The 16,381-nt window shown below is 46.5% G+C and carries 17 protein-coding genes; 5 read left to right on the top strand and 12 right to left on the bottom strand.

Going from position 1 to position 16,381, the window contains the following annotated elements; all coding sequences use genetic code 11:
• Nucleotides 1-13: 13 nt before the first annotated feature.
• The 8 genes from KO501_RS17720 to KO501_RS17755 are packed head-to-tail and all read right to left on the bottom strand — an operon-like array spanning nucleotide 14 to nucleotide 6,259.
• Nucleotides 14-733 carry an HAD-IA family hydrolase gene (locus KO501_RS17720; RefSeq protein WP_216031022.1) on the bottom strand — a complete coding sequence of 240 codons (720 nt, stop codon included), beginning with the start codon at nucleotides 731-733 and terminating at the stop codon, nucleotides 14-16.
• A gap of 9 nt (nucleotides 734-742) precedes the next feature.
• Nucleotides 743-1,660 (bottom strand): tyrosine recombinase XerC, encoded by a 918-nt coding sequence (xerC, locus tag KO501_RS17725; RefSeq protein ID WP_216031023.1) that lies wholly within the window; start codon nucleotides 1,658-1,660, stop codon nucleotides 743-745.
• On the bottom strand, nucleotides 1,660-2,355 hold the full coding sequence (locus tag KO501_RS17730) for a DUF484 family protein (RefSeq protein ID WP_216031024.1): 696 nt from the start codon (nucleotides 2,353-2,355) through the stop codon (nucleotides 1,660-1,662). Before KO501_RS17730 ends, xerC begins: the two co-directional genes overlap by 1 nt.
• On the bottom strand, nucleotides 2,352-3,182 hold the full coding sequence (gene dapF, locus KO501_RS17735; RefSeq protein WP_216031025.1) for a diaminopimelate epimerase: 831 nt from the start codon (nucleotides 3,180-3,182) through the stop codon (nucleotides 2,352-2,354). The genes KO501_RS17730 and dapF overlap by 4 nt, the downstream gene beginning before the upstream one ends.
• Before the next feature lie 35 nt (nucleotides 3,183-3,217).
• A complete protein-coding gene (gene lysA / locus KO501_RS17740) occupies nucleotides 3,218-4,468 on the bottom strand; it encodes a diaminopimelate decarboxylase (RefSeq protein ID WP_216031026.1) in 1,251 nt (416 codons plus the stop codon).
• The gene (locus tag KO501_RS18625) at nucleotides 4,468-4,626 is read right to left on the bottom strand and encodes a lipoprotein (RefSeq protein ID WP_216031027.1); all 159 of its coding nucleotides are present in this window, start codon (nucleotides 4,624-4,626) and stop codon (nucleotides 4,468-4,470) included. The genes lysA and KO501_RS18625 overlap by 1 nt, the downstream gene beginning before the upstream one ends.
• 51 nt (nucleotides 4,627-4,677) lie before the next feature.
• On the bottom strand, nucleotides 4,678-5,745 hold the full coding sequence (locus KO501_RS17750) for an MJ1255/VC2487 family glycosyltransferase (protein WP_216031028.1): 1,068 nt from the start codon (nucleotides 5,743-5,745) through the stop codon (nucleotides 4,678-4,680).
• A gap of 1 nt (nucleotide 5,746) precedes the next feature.
• The gene (locus KO501_RS17755; protein ID WP_216031134.1) at nucleotides 5,747-6,259 is read right to left on the bottom strand and encodes a phosphatase PAP2 family protein; all 513 of its coding nucleotides are present in this window, start codon (nucleotides 6,257-6,259) and stop codon (nucleotides 5,747-5,749) included.
• 276 nt (nucleotides 6,260-6,535) lie between these two features.
• Between KO501_RS17755 and rraA the strand changes: the two genes are divergently transcribed.
• Entirely contained in the window at nucleotides 6,536-7,021 is a 486-nt protein-coding gene (gene rraA, locus KO501_RS17760) for a ribonuclease E activity regulator RraA (protein WP_216031029.1), read from the top strand.
• Between the two features lie 53 nt (nucleotides 7,022-7,074).
• Here rraA and KO501_RS17765 read toward each other — a convergent pair whose 3' ends face one another.
• From KO501_RS17765 to mpl, 3 genes are all read right to left on the bottom strand, one after another.
• Nucleotides 7,075-7,833, bottom strand: coding sequence for a S1/P1 nuclease (locus tag KO501_RS17765; protein WP_252728571.1), 759 nt, complete (start codon nucleotides 7,831-7,833; stop codon nucleotides 7,075-7,077).
• A 74-nt stretch (nucleotides 7,834-7,907) separates the two neighbouring features.
• On the bottom strand, nucleotides 7,908-8,531 hold the full coding sequence (locus KO501_RS17770) for a flavin prenyltransferase UbiX (RefSeq protein WP_216031031.1): 624 nt from the start codon (nucleotides 8,529-8,531) through the stop codon (nucleotides 7,908-7,910).
• Between the two features lie 53 nt (nucleotides 8,532-8,584).
• A complete protein-coding gene (mpl, locus tag KO501_RS17775) occupies nucleotides 8,585-9,928 on the bottom strand; it encodes a UDP-N-acetylmuramate:L-alanyl-gamma-D-glutamyl-meso-diaminopimelate ligase (protein ID WP_216031135.1) in 1,344 nt (447 codons plus the stop codon).
• 270 nt (nucleotides 9,929-10,198) lie between these two features.
• Between mpl and KO501_RS17780 the strand changes: the two genes are divergently transcribed.
• The 4 genes from KO501_RS17780 (at nucleotide 10,199) to KO501_RS17795 (ending at nucleotide 15,666) form a co-directional block, all read left to right on the top strand.
• Nucleotides 10,199-11,176 (top strand): class 1 fructose-bisphosphatase, encoded by a 978-nt coding sequence (locus KO501_RS17780; RefSeq protein WP_216031032.1) that lies wholly within the window; start codon nucleotides 10,199-10,201, stop codon nucleotides 11,174-11,176.
• A 170-nt stretch (nucleotides 11,177-11,346) separates the two neighbouring features.
• Nucleotides 11,347-11,880, top strand: coding sequence for an inorganic diphosphatase (ppa, locus tag KO501_RS17785; RefSeq protein WP_216031033.1), 534 nt, complete (start codon nucleotides 11,347-11,349; stop codon nucleotides 11,878-11,880).
• An 837-nt stretch (nucleotides 11,881-12,717) separates the two neighbouring features.
• Nucleotides 12,718-13,806 carry a methyl-accepting chemotaxis protein gene (locus tag KO501_RS18515; protein WP_216031034.1) on the top strand — a complete coding sequence of 363 codons (1,089 nt, stop codon included), beginning with the start codon at nucleotides 12,718-12,720 and terminating at the stop codon, nucleotides 13,804-13,806.
• 279 nt (nucleotides 13,807-14,085) lie between these two features.
• Complete coding sequence (locus KO501_RS17795) at nucleotides 14,086-15,666, top strand: PAS domain-containing methyl-accepting chemotaxis protein (RefSeq protein ID WP_216031035.1); 1,581 nt, start codon at nucleotides 14,086-14,088, stop codon at nucleotides 15,664-15,666.
• Nucleotides 15,667-15,686: 20 nt separating this feature from the next.
• Here the strand turns inward: KO501_RS17795 and KO501_RS17800 are convergent.
• A partial coding sequence (locus KO501_RS17800; RefSeq protein ID WP_216031036.1) for an ABC transporter permease occupies nucleotides 15,687-16,381 on the bottom strand: 695 nt, incomplete at its 5' end.

Consider the following 16,381-nt stretch of genomic DNA (forward strand, 5'->3'; position numbering starts at 1 on the left):
TCCTGTTGTTAGTCTAATCGACCAGTAATATCAGGTTTTCTAATTGGGTGAGTGCCACATGGGGGAGTACGGTTACGGGCTCTTTGCGCAAATCCATGGGCCGGTTGGCAGCAAACCAAGCGGCTTGAAAGCCGGCGTCTATGGCCCCTTTCACATCTTTTTCTAAATTATCACCGACGTGTAAAATCTGTTCTGGCTTGATGTTAAGCAAGGCTGCTGTTTCATCGAACATATGCCTTGCAGGTTTGGCGGGGCGAGTCACACTGGCATGAAAAATCATTTTAAAATGCGGCGCAAGACCCGTTGTGTGAGGGTCTACGTTACCGTTAGTAATTGCCACTAGGGGCACCTTTTGCGCGAGAGCTTGCATAACGCTATGCACCGAGTCAGACAGGGTAAATGCACTTCTGGCATGGTAAAAACAGTCAAAACAGGCTTTTGCCGCCTCGCTAAGCGCGGGTTCATCACTGACATCTTGGGCTAAGGCTTGTTGCAGAGTTCGCATTCTTAACTGGCCCATATCTGACGCTAGCGCCGGTTCAGTTTGTATTAGCTTATGTTTGATGGCCAACCATTGTTGCTGACTCATCGCCGACGCTAAGGGGTAATGCTCGGCAATATAGCTTGTCAACTGTTGTTCTGCATTTTGTATTACAGGCTCGTTATTGTATAAGGTGTCGTCAAGATCAAAAGTCATGGCCTTAATGGGTGACAACGAACGGTAGAAGCGCATGAATCCTCTCTATTTCTTTTTGGCTCTTGGATGAGCCGCATCATATACCTTGGCAAGATGCTGAAAATCCAGATGGGTATATACCTGTGTGGTGGATAAATTAGCATGGCCTAATAGCTCTTGCACAGCACGCAGATCGCCGCTGGATTCTAAAACGTGAGTGGCAAAGGAGTGACGTAATTTATGTGGGTGTACTTTTTGCGACAGATGCTGTGTTTGGGCTAAATGATTAAGCCGGTTTGCTACCTGACGATTAGAAATTTTTGTTCCCCGTTTACTCACAAACACGGCGGGCTCATAGGGAGAAGCAAATTGATTCCGTATTTTCAGCCATGCACTCAGGGCCTTTTGTGCCGTGCGCCCTAGGGGCAAGATACGTTGCTTATTGCCTTTACCCGTTACCCGCAAGGTGCCATCGGCTTGACAGTCGCTAAGCCGCAAGGTGGTGAGTTCGCTCAGTCGCAACCCACAGCCGTACAAAAGTTCCGCCATGGCCATGTCGCGGCAATTAATGCCTTCATCCTGCGGTTCGCTTAACAGTTGTTGCATATCGTCCACGCTGATCTGTTTGGGCAAAGGGCGACCTTGCTTCGGCGCCTGAATACCTTCAACGGGATTACTAAATAGCTGCTTTTGGTCAATTAAATACTGACAAAATGTGCGTAAAGAAGATAAACGCAAAGCAATTGTGCGTGGGTGTTTACCTTCTTTTTTGGCCGTGGCCAGTACCCGCTTTATATCAGAAGGGGTTAACCCAGACCAATCATCTAAATGGAGTGTACGCGCCACATCCTGTAATTGGCGTCGATAATTGGTAATGGTATGGCCGGACAAGCCGCGTTCGATATCAAGATGAAGTAAAAATTTATCCAGCCAATGCTGGCAGTCTGGGGCAAGGGGAGGGTGATGACGGGAAGCCGACGTCATCAATATCCCAGCAAATTCGGCATGGTAATGTTCATCACTTGCTGTAATTGCTTCAGCAACAAGGTGTCCATGTCAGGAGTAAAATGTGACGCATCATCTGAGCCTACGGCAAGAATACCCATATCCTGGTTATCACCCAGCAAGATAAGTGCAGCGGATTCGGCGGTTTCCTGTCCAAATATAACCTGTTTTTCGTGCTGACTTAGCCTGCCAAAGAAAAACGTGCTGGTTTTAAACCGTTTTTCAATAATCAACCTGCGTTGGAGTTCTTGTAAGGCATGGGGGCCTCGGAAAAGGTGTAAAACAACCGATTGTAGGTTTAATCGCTCCTGCAATACGGTTTCTAGCTTGTATTGGATTTCTGAGACTGACTTACAGCGCAATATCTCAACGTTTAAATCAGTATAAACCCGATAAATTTTTTCATTCTGCTTTGCCACCCCAATTAACTGACTGAGCTTGTAGTTTAATTGTCGGACTTTCTTGCGCAATTGCTCACTTTGCAGCTCCACCAGCGACACCGACCCCTTTTCTTGGTGAGGGATCACAAGTTGTTCAAGGGTGTCAGCGTTGTGGACGAAAAACTCAGGGTGCTGCAATAAAAAATCTCGCACCGCCTCAACAGAAAGGTCGGGGTTTTCGTCGTAATTTTGTTCTATTGCAAGGGGGCTGTTGTGGCCTGAAACATCGCTCATAGGTTAATCTGTCCGTCGTATATGTGCTCCGCTGGGCCAGTCATTTTTAATGCAGAATCATTGCCCTGCCAGCGAATTCGTAAACTACCGCCGGGTAAATCTACCCTGACTTCCTTATCCAATTTATCTTGTAATTGTCCTATGGCCGCTGCTGCGCATGCCCCGCTGCCACAGGCGAGGGTTTCCCCGGCGCCTCGTTCGTATACCCGAAGTCGAATATGATCTGAGGCGAGAATTTGCATAAACCCAACGTTAACCCCTTCTGGAAAACGCTCATGGCGTTCTATTAGCGGGCCAAGTTCGTGAACTTTTGCCGTGTCCACATCATCCACTTCCATTACGCAGTGGGGATTTCCCATGGACACTGCACCAAGAAACAGGGTGGTTTCTTCTACGCGAAAGATATAGGTTTTTTCTTGTTTATTCGCCACTAAAGGTACGTTTGCGGGGGTAAACTCCGGTACGCCCATATTAACGGTGACCTGGCCATCTTTTTCAAGATACAGCACCATTTTTCCAGATTTGGTGCTGACTTTGATTTTATTGCGGTTTATTAGCCCTTTCATTTTTACGAAACGGGCAAAACAGCGTGCGCCATTACCACACTGAGAGACTTCTGAGCCGTCAGCATTAAAGATGCGGTAATGAAAATCCTGCTCTGGATCATAAGGCGGCTCGACCAACAATAGTTGATCAAAACCAATACCAAAATGCCGGTCAGCAAGTTGCCGGATCTTATCTTTAGAAAAGAAAACGTTTTGCGTTACATTGTCGATGACGACAAAGTCATTACCCAAGCCGTGCATTTTGGAAAACTGAACTTGCATTTAGCGCGCATCTTTTTTATTCGAATTTCTCTAGTTTACGTAAGTTTGTGCTCACCTTTCCAGAGATCTTTTTGATTTTCTCGTTCTCGCACCACAAATACCTTGTCTTTATCGACCATAATTTCGCATGGACGACAGCGACTATTGTAATTTGAGGCCATAACAAACCCATAAGCGCCGGCACTGCGAACGGCTAGTAAATCCCCGGCTGCTACAGCGAGCTCTCTGTCTTTACCCAGAAAGTCACCGGTTTCGCATACTGGTCCTACTATATCATAGAGGCGTTTTTCAGCGTTACTGTGCTGCTCGACTCTGACGATATCTTGCCATGCAGAATAGAGTGACGGACGAAGCATGTCGTTCATTGCGGCATCCACAATTGCGAAGTGCTTTTCATCACCTTCTTTTACGAACTCCACTTCGGTCACCAAAATTCCCGCATTGGCGGCAATGGCTCGTCCTGGCTCCATGATCAGTTTCATGTGTTCCCGGCCCGCCATTCTACTGACCATGGCCGCGGCATATTCTTTAGGATGGGGAGGGGTTTCATCGTCGTAGGTAACGCCTAAACCACCACCCACGTCTAAATGGGACAGCATGATGCCTTTTTCGGCGAGTTCATCGATAAGCTGCAATAGTCTGTCTAATGCATCCACAAAGGGGTCGATGGAGGTAAGCTGAGAACCAATGTGACAATCCATGCCTTTCACTTCTAAGTGAGGCAAGCTGGCAGCAAGTTCGTAGGTGGCGACGGCGCGTTCTTTGGGAATACCAAATTTGTTCGCTTTTAAGCCTGTGGAAATATATGGATGGGTTTTGGCGTCCACATCAGGATTAATCCGCAATGAGATTGGCGCCTTTACCCCTAATTGGCCCGCCACTTCGTTAATGCGTTCTAATTCGGGTTCAGATTCCACGTTAAAACACATAATGCCTTTCTCAAGGGCATAACGGATTTCATCATGTTTTTTACCCACACCAGAAAAGACCACCTTAGCGGCATCGCCACCGGCTTCTAATACGCGAGCTAATTCACCGGCAGAAACAATATCGAACCCTGACCCTAATTTGGCCAGTGCACTGAGTACACCTAAGTTGGAATTAGCCTTTACCGCATAACAAACAAGGTGCGGATGGGTAGAAAGGGCGTCATCAAAAGCATGCCAATGCCTTTCTAAGGTTGCACGTGAATAGATATAGACAGGTGTGCCATAGGTGTTCGCAATTTCTTTTACAGACACATCTTCTGCGTGCAAACGGCCTTCTTGAAAGGCGAAAAAATCCATTATTGTTGTTCTCCGGAATTGTCAGCGGGTTCCTCTGGTGACGACGGCTGATTACTTTTGGCCTCATCAGGAAGGTAGAGGTCTCCGCGGTAACCACAGGCGGATAGGGCCGTGGTCGCCAGGATCAAAAATACGATGAAGAAGGGTTTTCTGCGCACAACGAACCCGCAAAGTATGACTAAAATTGCTGCTATGATGGCATTGCAATTCTAAATTGCAAGTGCCATTAATCGTTCTCGGGTTTTATTGCCATATTGTACTTGTTTCCACAATGCTTCACTGAGTGAACCGGTGTCGGTTAAATCCCCATTTTTTAACCATTCAATCAATAACGTTGGATCGCTTGGAAAGCGAATGCCTTCGTTGTCGGCGGTATCTAGCCACTCTTCCACAATGTCAGTATCAAGCTGAAACAAGGTATGACAGAGGCCCATTTTATCGAGGGTAAGCACATTAGAGAGTTGTTCGAATTGACCATGCAAAGGTTTAATCAGCAATTTTTTATTAAGATGCAAAGCTTCACTGGATAGTTCAAATCCGCCGTTAGCGATCACACCACTGCAATGCTGTAGTGCATTTTGAAATCCTTTTTTTGAAGGGGGGTGCCAGCAAATGTGGCCGGTGTCTATTGGGGCGCTAATGGCAGGGTGAAAACACATGAAGTGCTGATCCGTTAACGGTTCGAGCATTTGTCGAATATCGTCTATTTCTTCAAAGGGCAAGTAGACCAATGCATGGGCTTTGCTAGGCGCTGCGACGGGTTCATCGGCGACAAACGGAGGAATAATAGGCTGGTTAAAATGATACCAGTGCACACCTAGTTGCACATCAGTGGGGGCAAAATAACGCAATAGCGCACGATTGATAAAGCTGTCGCCGGATTTTGGCACATCATAACAAAAGCACGCTTGATGGCTTATGGAAATCGAGGGCAGTGCCACACGTTTTGCCGCCCAGGCCGTTACCGGTTCAAAATCGTTAATCAGTAAATCATAGCTAGATACGTCGAAGCCTTGGGTATCTGTTAAAAAACGGGGCACATTGTTGGTTTTGACGGTGGCCGTTTTGCTGACTTTGCCCCGCCGGGTAACAAAGGATAAGCCCTCAAAGGTTTGATACTGGCCAAACACCTCCATATCAAAATACTTGTTTTTATCCCGACCTGAAAAGACAAAATCCACCTCGATATCTGGTCGTTTTTCAAATGCGCTAGCCATAATACGGGCCCGGGCAATATGCCCATTTCCGGTTCCCTGAACACCATATAAAATTTTCATACTACCCCAGAATCGATAAACTCAATGAAGCGATGGTCGAGCCCAGTAAAGCGCCAGCGATAACATCGGTTGGGTAGTGCACACCCAACAAAATACGCGACAAGCCAATCAGCCCTGCCCAGCAATAAGCCAGTAACGCGAAAGGAGGATAAAAATGCGCCACGATGCTCGCCATAAGAAAAGCGGCAGCGGTGTGGCCTGAAGGCAAACTGAATTTGTCAGAAGGGGTGACATGAGCAGTCAGATCCATCAGCAAGTCACACGGTCGGGGGCGCCTGAACATTTTTTTCAATGCCACATAAATCGGTAATTCCAGCGCGTAAGCCATCAGTGCGGTATATAAAAATAATTCGCCATATTCCGGCTCAAACACCCATAGCAGCATACCGATTAGGAAATACAAATAGCCGTCACCGGTTTTCGAGAGCCAGATAACGCTGGTGCAATTCCGTTTTTGGGTCAGGCTATATAGCCAGAAGAATAAATCTGTATCGGCTTTGGATAGGGTTTTCAGTGTTAACATCGCCTGGGTTCTCTCACGATGGAATAGCTTATAAATTAAACAGGCACTGTGACTGCACCGTGACAAAAAAAAGAAATCTTTGTGACAGCACTAAGGGAGGGGAATTGAGGTATTTTGTATTTATATAACAACAAATAATGCTATGCTAGAGGCAGGTTGGAAATAGCAGATACACCGGTTATCTGGCCGCCTAAAAAATCCGATGGATAGAAACCTCGCCTCAGGTAGTTTCTATGTGGCGTTTATCTTTAGCGAAAAGGCACAACGATGGACTATAACACTTCTGAATTATGCGATTTATTTGCGGACAGCGTCGATGTGGTGGACCCCATATTTGTTAGTTACGGTGGGCGTTATTCATTTGGTGGTGAGATTACAACTATCAAGTGTTTTGAAGACCGTGGGTTGATCGATCGGGTACTGGCGCAACCGGGTTCAGGGAAAGTGTTGCTTATCGATGGGGGCGGTTCCTCGCGACGTGCATTAATTGACGCCTCCTCAGCACAGATGGCTATAGATAACGATTGGGAAGGGATAGTCTGTTACGGTAGCGTAAGAGAAGTAGATGCCTTGTCTGATCTTGATATCGGTATTATGGCGGTGGCATCCATTCCAGTGAATGCCGATGCAGAAAGTATTGGGGATGTCGATATACCAGTGAATTTCGGTGGCGTAACCTTTTTACCGGAAGACCATCTATATGCCGATAGCACGGGCGTTATTTTATCACCTGAACCGCTAGATCTTGACTAACCGAGGTACCCTCGGTTAGTCATAGTCGTAATCGGGCAGTTCAAGCTAATCTATTACTTGGTTTTGCTCGTTGCTGCGAAAATGTTATTTAAATAGTCAGCAATACGAATTCCTGCTTTTTGTAAGCGACGTTTTGCCACCGGCAAAAAGTCGTAAACATAATCATAACTCATGTTATTGGCGTCTTCGGGATACAAGGTATCGCGAATTTGCGTGCTCTCGGCAATCCATACATTAGGGTCAAGAGAATACCATTGTTGAGTGTCTTTCGCGGTAATCTTCTTATCTAGCCAATCCGTCCACTCAGTATAAGACAGTTGCTTACTGTCGAGCATTTTTGAATCCCACACCGCATGTAAATTGGTGTCTTCCCAGAAAAAGCGCACTTTCACATCGTTACCGCCGCGATCTGTGCCGTTGCCTGCATGAAGGGGTTGGTGCAAGTCACCGATGATATGTACGATAAAGCGCAATGCCAGCTGTTTGTCTGCTCGACTGGCCGATTTATCTTTCATAACGGCGGTAAAGTGCATCAGTGCAGTGTAAGCATCGCCTTGTTCTGGCGCGCCGACCTCAGCATAGGTTTTTCCTACTGGCACAGTAACATAATGCCATGGCGGTGATGTTTTGCGCCAAAATACGTCCGGGTTTGAACGCATTTCATCGGCGTAGGTAGCGGCTTCTGCCAGTGACTCGTTGGGCAACAGTTTTACGATAGCTGCCTTGGCCGCCGGAGTGAGGTGTTTTTCGGCAATGGCACCGGTGATTCGGTGCCCCGTTTGACCCCAACCTAAAGCAGGTAGGCTAGTCATTAATCCTGATGCAAAACACAGCGCCAAAGCAATGTTTCTTTTAGCAAACACTTGCATGTATTGTCCTCTTAATTTTAATTTTTATTGCTAGGTTGATAACCCCAACGCATCATCAACGATTGACTGACACCTAAATGGTCAAGAATACGGGCCACTACGAAGTCCACCAAATCACCGATGTTTTGCGGGTTATGATAAAAGCCCGGAGAAGCGGGCATAATGGTGGCACCCATTTGTGACAGTTTTAACATGTTTTCTAAATGGAGGGATGACAACGGCATCTCTCGAGGCACTAAAATAAGTTGCCCTCGTTCCTTTAATATAACATCCGCTGCCCGCTCAATAAGGTTGTCACTGGCGCCTACTGCCACAGACGATAAGGTGCCTGTGGAACATGGGCATATAACCATCTGTTTAGGCGCCGCCGAGCCCGATGCCACAGGTGAAAACCATTCATCTTTGCCAAACACGGTGATTTGCCCTTCGCGGGCATTGAAGTGCTGACAAAAGAACGCACTGGCAGCCTCAGGTTTGCCGGGGATCTTCATATTCTCTTCGGTGGCGAAAACCACTTTAGCCGCCGATGAAATCAGCACAAATACGTCAATATCGGCTTTTACCAATATCTCAAGTAGCCGCAACGCGTAAGGTGCGCCTGAAGCCCCTGTAATTGCCAGCGTAACTTGCTTCATTGCCATTGTGTTTTCCGCCAAATAAGCACGTTTGTGCTTGTTAAAGAGTGTGGGTAACGTTAGGCCAGAATATCGAGTAATCGTTGATGAATACCTTCAAATCCGCCGTTACTCATTACCAGAATATGATCGCCGGGTTGATGTTCGTTTTTCACCCGCTGCACAATCTGTTCAACATCGTGATAGCAATGCGCAGGGGTTACACTGGTTTTTGCCGCATCGGTGAGCGACCAGTTCATACCGGCAGGCTCAAACAGCAAGACTTCATCGGCCTGTTGCCAGCTGTTGGCCAGTGTATTTTGGTGCACCCCCATCTTCATTGTATTGGATCGTGGTTCTAGGATGGCAATAATTCGGCTGTTTCCTACCTTGTCTCGCAACCCTTTTAGGGTGGTGGCAATGGCTGTAGGGTGATGGGCAAAGTCGTCATACAAGGTGACGCCGTTTATTTGCCCTTTGCACTCCATGCGCCGCTTCACATTTTTAAACAGGCTTAGTGCTGTAATGGCATCCACGGTGGTTACGCCCCCATGGTGGGCTGCGGCAATGGCCATTAACGCGTTATCCACATTGTGCTGTCCCACCAGATCCCACTGTACCGTGCCCACGGTTTCCCCTTTAAATAGCACATCAAAGTGGCTACCGTCGGCTTTAATCAATTGGGCCTGCCAATCTGCGCCTAAAAACTGTTGTTCTGACCAGCAACCCATTGTGAGGGTTTCTTGTAATGCTTTGTCATCTTTGGGTGAAAGAATGAGACCGTTTTGCGGCACCATACGAACTAGATGATGAAATTGGGTTTGAATGGCGCCAAGATCGGCAAAGATATCGGCATGATCAAATTCTAAATTATTTAAAATCAGGGTGCGCGGTCGGTAATGGACGAACTTAGACCGTTTATCGAAAAAGGCACTGTCGTATTCATCGGCTTCAATAACAAAAAATGGGCTTTCTCCCACACGGGCCGAGATACCAAAATTCTCTGGAATGCCGCCAATAAGAAAGCCAGGCTGCAAACCGGCGTGTTCTAAAATCCACGCCACCATACTGGAGGTGGTGGTTTTGCCATGGGTGCCAGCAATGCCAATTACCCAGCGATCCGTCAGTAGATTATCCAATAACCATTGAGGGCCGCTGGTGTAGGGTAGATTTCTATCTAGCACATATTCTACCGCGGGGTTTCCTCTAGACATGGCATTGCCGATGATGACCATGTCCGGTGCTGGTTCGAATTGCGCAGGGTCATACCCTTCAGTTAGCGTGATCCCTAACCCTTCTAGTTGGGTGCTCATCGGCGGGTAGACATTGCGGTCCGAGCCAGTAACCGTGTGGCCCAGGGATTTAGCGATTGCGGCAATACCACCCATAAAGCTGCCACAAATCCCAAGAATATGAACGTGCATAATATTTCCGTGTGTAGTTAAGGCGGCTACTTTATCAGAACTACCCGTCTGCGCGCCAATATCAGAATAAGCCGTTTCCCTTCGAGCCATTCGCGGTTACAATCATTTTTAACTGTTTCTACTATATTAAAAAAGCTTACGGCGTGATACACGCACAATGGTTATACAACATCTAAGAAGCAGTGTTTATATAGGGTTATGTTGGCAGGATCGCCGACTATTACCCGAATTGTCACCCTACATGCAAATAAAACAAGGCTATTGCTCACAATGAAACGATTAAATTCGCAACTTCAAAAAGACGGGGCTCCCCTCGAGCTTATACTTTTAATACGTACTTTGCTGGCGGGATGTAAGGAAATTTCGTTCCGTGTTAGCCAAGGGGCACTAGCTGGAGTGTTAGGGTCTACGCTAAGTGAGAATGTTCAAGGGGAAACACAAAAAAAGCTGGATGTGATTTCAAATCAGATATTAAAAGATACCCTAGCGGAATCGGGCTATGTAAAAGCCATTTCTTCTGAAGAAGAAGATACCGTGGTGCCCTGTAATCCAGAAGGGAATTATTTGGTGAGCTTTGATCCCCTAGATGGCTCGTCAAATACCGAAATAAACAGTCTTATTGGTACTATCTTTTCTATTTCCCATGCCCCTCAGTGGATGGAGCCTGATGATCCTTCGGCTTTCTTGCAGCCCGGTACGCAAATGGTTGCCGCAGGTTATGTTTTGTACGGTCCGTCTACCATGCTAGCGATGACCACTGGCCGAGGCACCCACATTTATACCTTGGATAAAACCCATGGCGGCTTTTTGCTTACCCATCCGAATATTCAAGTACCAGAGCAAACCACTGAATTTGCGATTAACGCGTCGAACCAACGTCATTGGGAAGCGCCCATGAAAGCCTATGTGGATGATCTGCTGGCGGGCAGTGATGGCCCTCGTGGTAAGAACTTCAACATGCGCTGGGTGGCGGCCATGGTAGGTGATATTCATCGCGTACTTTGCCGAGGCGGTATATTTATGTACCCCTATGACAGTCGTGATCCATCTAAACCCGGTAAATTGCGTCTGCTTTACGAGGCCAACCCCATGGCCTTTTTGATGGAACAGGCGGGGGGGCTTGGTGAAACGGGCGAAGGACGTATTATGGAAGTAATGCCTACTGAAATTCACCAACGGGTACCGGTACTACTGGGCTCGAAAGAAGAAGTGGAAACTTGTTTGTCGTATTTCGACGCGGCAGAATAAGACTATTCATCGGCAAAATAATGAACAGCACCTAAGACATGTGTCTTAAGCAGTTTTTATTTTGCCGTACTCACCGTATACTTATGCCCGATTTGTCCGGGAAAGAAAATGCACAACGTTTTTTTTCCCGGCTAAATTCCATTTTAATTAAGTAACCAAAGGACTATTTCATGAGCCTTAACTCCGTTCCTGCTGGTAAAGATATGCCAGAAGTGGTGAATGTAATCATCGAAATTCCAGCCCAGGCTAATCCGGTGAAATACGAAGTTGATAAAGAAACGGGGGCAATGTTTGTCGACCGCTTTATGGCGACGTGTATGCATTACCCGGTAAACTATGGCTACGTTAACAATACACTGTCAGAAGACGGGGATCCCGTTGACGTGTTGGTCATGACGCCATTTCCTATTTTAAGTGGATCAGTGATTAAGTGCCGCCCAGTTGGCGTACTAAAAATGACCGATGAGTCAGGAACTGATGCTAAGGTATTGGCCGTGCCGGTTGATAAATTATCTACCATTTATCGTGATGTGAAAGATATTGACGATGTGCCAGAGTTATTGAAGCAGCAAATTGAGCACTTCTTCTCTCACTATAAAGATCTTGAACCAGGCAAATGGGTTGAGATTGACGGTTGGGCAGATGCCGCAGCGGCAAAAGAAGAAATTATTGCTAGCGCCAAGCGTTACGAAACAGAAGAGTAAGTTTCTTCCAAATTAATAAAAAGGCCCATCGGGCCTTTTTTTGTGCCAATAGTAAGGGGGGTTGGCTATTATCAAAGCCCACGAAGATTTCCACAGGCAGCACTTTTGTTGTAAAAGACAATCAACACTTCACCGCTTTCTCATTAATTCTTATACTTTTTTGCGATCTCTTTTTTGAAAAAAAACAAATACGAGGGCCGGCTTTGCCGTTTTATACCCTGAGACTGGCTAATTGAGCAGGGGGGGATCAGCCTAATTGGTTGGTCTATGCCGGCTCGATAGGGCGCCATAGGGGCATATTTGTGTCAACATTGATCTTCGTTAGCTACCCTGAAGCCCGCGTTTTTACTCTATTTGCGCCGATCCACATATTTTTCCTTGCGTCAACGATCAAAGATATTATTTTATAAATGACAAATGTGACTATTATGAATATCCGTTCTTTTATTCCCGTTGTATGGCAGGAGTTCTTCTTAGCGTAGGAGTAAACCGAAGGCCGGCAGTGACACGGTGATGCATCAAGCAAAAGGAGGATAACTGCGAAATAGCGGGGATTAAATGGGGTCATCCACAGGGTCGTATACACTTCATTCACAGACTTATCCACAGGAAGTCCAATGGCAGATAGCGGTTACATTAAGGGAAATGGCGCTATAAACAGGGAGATGATGGCGGCTTAGCTGACAGAAAAAATTAAGTATCATCTTGATTGTGCCGATATAAACCTAACAAAAAGCCGAAGCGCTATAGATGAGGACGACTTGGGGTAAAGGTGGTCGAGACTATGGAAGCCTTCTACACTTAACAGTCTATTGGTGCTGATTTAAAGGACAATGCATGCTGGTATTAAGATCAACCCTTGATGCAAAAGTTTACGAAAATGACGCCCTAGCATCAGAGAACGCATCATTAAAAGCACGGGTCGCTGAACTAGAAGCCCAGTTAACAGACGCTCAAATTAATACCGATAAAATGATGGCCACATCTGAAACTCACCATAGTGGGTTAAAAAAGTGCATGCTTGATTCGTTGCAGCAAATCGGTGGTATTCAAGAAACGGTATTGAGTTCGTTTTTAAAAATAAATGCAGAAAAAGAACATATTATCAATATTAGTGAAGTGTTTAACGAAAGCTCAGAATCCTTGCAGACCATTCTTAGTGAGATGGAGATGCTGAATAGCAAGATGACCCAAATGAGCCAACGTATCTCGGGGCTTTCAGATACCGCCGACAATATTAATAAGTTTGTTTCAACCATTACCAGTATTTCCGACCAAACTAATTTGTTGGCGCTAAATGCAGCCATCGAAGCTGCTCGAGCCGGCGATGCCGGACGTGGCTTTAGTGTAGTGGCCGATGAAGTCAGGGCTTTGGCAAACGAAACTAACAAATCGGCAAATGAAGTTGCCGAGTTGGTGCAGGGCATTATTCAATCTACCCGAGCGGCAGTGGGTGTTGTGGGTGAGCTTCAGGAAAATAACGAACACCTTTCCGAAGGCGTTAGTGGCTTACATGGTAACTATGAAAAGATGGTGGAATATAGCACCAGCATGAAAGATACCATCACCGATGCGTCTATGCAGACATTCGTGCAAACCGTAAAGTTAGATCATGTGGTGTGGAAAAGTGAGGTGTACGCGGTTATTTGTGGCCAAAGTCGCAAGCAGCCTAACGACTTTGCGGATCATTTATCTTGTCGTCTTGGTCAATGGTATCAAGAGCAAGCACACAGTGCTGTGGGGAAAAGTGCAGCATTTAGTCAACTAGATAGACCCCATAGCGATGTACATCGTTTTGGCGTGCAGGCTCTGCAAGCAGCGCTGGATGGCAATGATAGCGAGGCTGATGAATTGTTGCAGCGTATGGAAAGTGCCAGTGCGGAAGTGATGTCTACGTTAGATAAAATTTCAGCGCAGGTTGCTTAATTCGTTAAGGCTGGCAGCAAATTTCCTTTACTTGAGCGGGCATTTTCTTGTGAGGGACGGTTGTCTAGGTCGTCCCTGCAATCCCTTTTCTTAGATAAATATCAATTATAGCGATAATTTTTTTGATTATTTATCAAGAAAAATAACAAAATTCCATTATAATTTAATGACATGCTGCCATGCCATTATCCATAAGTATAAAAATTCTACCGGTTATGTGTTGCCAAAAGTGAAATTCGTCGTCCTACGTTGTTAAACATCGTTATAGTGAGAATTAGAATGCGCAATAATCAACCTGTTAGCCAGGTTTTGTATCCCTTGTCGCCCGAATCCAGATTAATCTCTTCCACGGATACCCGGGGTGTTATCGTGCATTGTAATGATGCATTTACGCAAGCGAGTGGCTTTCCCAAAGAAGAATTGATTGGTAAAAATCATAATGTTATTCGACACCCCGATATGCCATCAATGGTGTTCAAAGAGATGTGGGACACATTGCGATCCGGCAGAATTTGGATGGGGTTAGTGAAAAACCGCCGTCAAAATGGTGATCATTATTGGGTGTCTGCTTTTGTTACACCGGTATTTGAGAGTGGCCAAATTGTCGGTTATGAATCGGTACGTATTCCTGCGACGCCAGAAGAAATCGATCGCGCAGAGCATTGCTATAAACGTTTGCGAAACGGGGCGGCGGCGGTGCCTAAAAGTGAGGTTGTTGGCAACTTCTTCTATCAGTATTTGCCCTTTATAGCGGTGGGGATTCCCTTTGTCGCCATGATTACCCTGTTAAGCGGCGCCTTAGCCGGTGGCATAAGTGCTGTTGGCTTTTTTATCTGTGCATTGTGGATAGCCATAATGGGCAAGCGAGAGTGGTTAGATCTTATCGCGTTATCGCCAGGGAGTTACTCTAACGAATTAGTGGCACAAACCTATTTTAAGCATGGCAGTCACCGTGCGCGGGCTAAGTTAGTTCTTGTTGGTGAACTGGCGCGAAATAGAACGGCATTAGAACGTATTCGAGAGGGGGCGAAAGGATTAAACAGCATTGCTGACTCTACCCACGAGCAATCTGAAATAACCAGTACATCAGTGATGCAACAAAACGAAGCAACCCAGTCTATCGCTTCAGCGGTCAATCAGATGTCACAGACCATTCAGGGCGTCGCTGAACGGGTTGAAAGTAACGCCGATAGTGCCCGTCGAGCCTCCTCTGACGTGGATGCCGGAAATGCGAAAGCAGAAGAAGCGTTAAATGCGATCAATGAATTAAAAGATGCGGTGACGTCAATTTCTCAGACTGTCGAAGAACTTGCCCAATCGACCAATGATATTGGCGAGGCGGCGAGCCTTATTTCTACCATTGCTGATCAAACAAACCTATTAGCTTTAAACGCTGCAATTGAAGCTGCCCGCGCGGGTGAGCAGGGCCGGGGATTTGCTGTAGTGGCAGATGAAGTACGCTCACTGGCATCAAAAACCCGAGATTCTACCGATCGAATTCATCATATTATTCAAGTGCTCGCTGAACGTACCGAACGTGCTGTTCGTGTATCTGGCGATGGCATGGCGTCGGCAGAAAAAGGGGCCAAAGTGGTGGAAGATACCCGTACCACTTTAGCCGATATTAATGCGGCGGTAAGTGTCATTGCCGGTCAAACACTGGAAATGGCAACGGCCGTGGAACAGCAAAGTTCAGTGGCTGAACACATCAATCAGCAAATCGTTGAGATTGCTGACGGAGCCAAAAATACACAAAATGCGTCGGAAGCGTCGTTAATTGCCAGTCAGCGTTTACGGGACACCGTAGCTGAAGTGCACTCGGTTATTACACGGTTTTCTACCGATGGCAATTCGGTTTAAAAAATGAAGTGGTCTGTCGGTTAACCCGATAGACCACTGTGTAAAGCCTGGCGATAAGCTTTGATAGCAGGTACTAGGCTAGCCACCCAAGTCGCCACGAGTACAAGTAGGATCACGCCTAGTGTGCTGGTGGTGAATATATCAGGGCTTAGAAACAGCCCGTACTCACTGCTCATCCAATCTGCGGTCATTGCAATGATGGCAGATACCAAGCCCACAGACAGTAAGCATGCCAATAAACTAATGAGCAGGGCTTCTGTTTGGATCAGTAATAACACTGTGAATGGGCCGGCGCCAATGGCGCGCAACACCGCAATTTCTTTTTGGCGTTCTCTAAGTGTAACCAACAGTAATGTAATGAGGCCCACTAATGAAGACACCAAAATGAGTACAGAAATCGCCAGCAATAGCTTCTCTACATTGCCCATGAGTTGCCATAGTTGCGCTAACGCTACCCCTGGCAAAATTGCCATGATAGGCGCCTCTTTATATTGATTTACCTGATGCTGGATTTGCAACACAGCCACCCGATTTTTAAGACCTAGCAATACCGCGGAGACCTGCTTGGGCGGCTCGTCAGATAAACTCTGGGTAACTTCAGTGTGCTCGTCATGGTGATGGATCTCGTCTTCGTGGTCATGTTCAACCCCAGCGTGATCATGGTCATCATCGTCATGGTGATGGACCTCGTCTTCATGGTCATGTTCAACCCCAG

The sequence above is a fragment of the Alteromonas sp. C1M14 genome, from assembly GCF_018860965.1.
Classification (GTDB): domain Bacteria; phylum Pseudomonadota; class Gammaproteobacteria; order Enterobacterales; family Alteromonadaceae; genus Alteromonas.

Coding starts and splice junctions, on each gene's coding strand:
- KO501_RS17720 (WP_216031022.1), bottom strand. CDS start 733: ATGCGCTTCTACCGTTCGTTGTCACCCATTAAGGCCATGACTTTTGAT.
- xerC (WP_216031023.1), bottom strand. CDS start 1,660: ATGACGTCGGCTTCCCGTCATCACCCTCCCCTTGCCCCAGACTGCCAG.
- KO501_RS17730 (WP_216031024.1), bottom strand. CDS start 2,355: ATGAGCGATGTTTCAGGCCACAACAGCCCCCTTGCAATAGAACAAAAT.
- dapF (WP_216031025.1), bottom strand. CDS start 3,182: ATGCAAGTTCAGTTTTCCAAAATGCACGGCTTGGGTAATGACTTTGTC.
- lysA (WP_216031026.1), bottom strand. CDS start 4,468: ATGGATTTTTTCGCCTTTCAAGAAGGCCGTTTGCACGCAGAAGATGTG.
- KO501_RS17750 (WP_216031028.1), bottom strand. CDS start 5,745: ATGAAAATTTTATATGGTGTTCAGGGAACCGGAAATGGGCATATTGCC.
- rraA (WP_216031029.1), top strand. CDS start 6,536: ATGGACTATAACACTTCTGAATTATGCGATTTATTTGCGGACAGCGTC.
- KO501_RS17765 (WP_252728571.1), bottom strand. CDS start 7,833: ATGACTAGCCTACCTGCTTTAGGTTGGGGTCAAACGGGGCACCGAATC.
- KO501_RS17770 (WP_216031031.1), bottom strand. CDS start 8,531: ATGGCAATGAAGCAAGTTACGCTGGCAATTACAGGGGCTTCAGGCGCA.
- mpl (WP_216031135.1), bottom strand. CDS start 9,928: ATGCACGTTCATATTCTTGGGATTTGTGGCAGCTTTATGGGTGGTATT.
- KO501_RS17780 (WP_216031032.1), top strand. CDS start 10,199: ATGAAACGATTAAATTCGCAACTTCAAAAAGACGGGGCTCCCCTCGAG.
- ppa (WP_216031033.1), top strand. CDS start 11,347: ATGAGCCTTAACTCCGTTCCTGCTGGTAAAGATATGCCAGAAGTGGTG.
- KO501_RS18515 (WP_216031034.1), top strand. CDS start 12,718: ATGCTGGTATTAAGATCAACCCTTGATGCAAAAGTTTACGAAAATGAC.
- KO501_RS17795 (WP_216031035.1), top strand. CDS start 14,086: ATGCGCAATAATCAACCTGTTAGCCAGGTTTTGTATCCCTTGTCGCCC.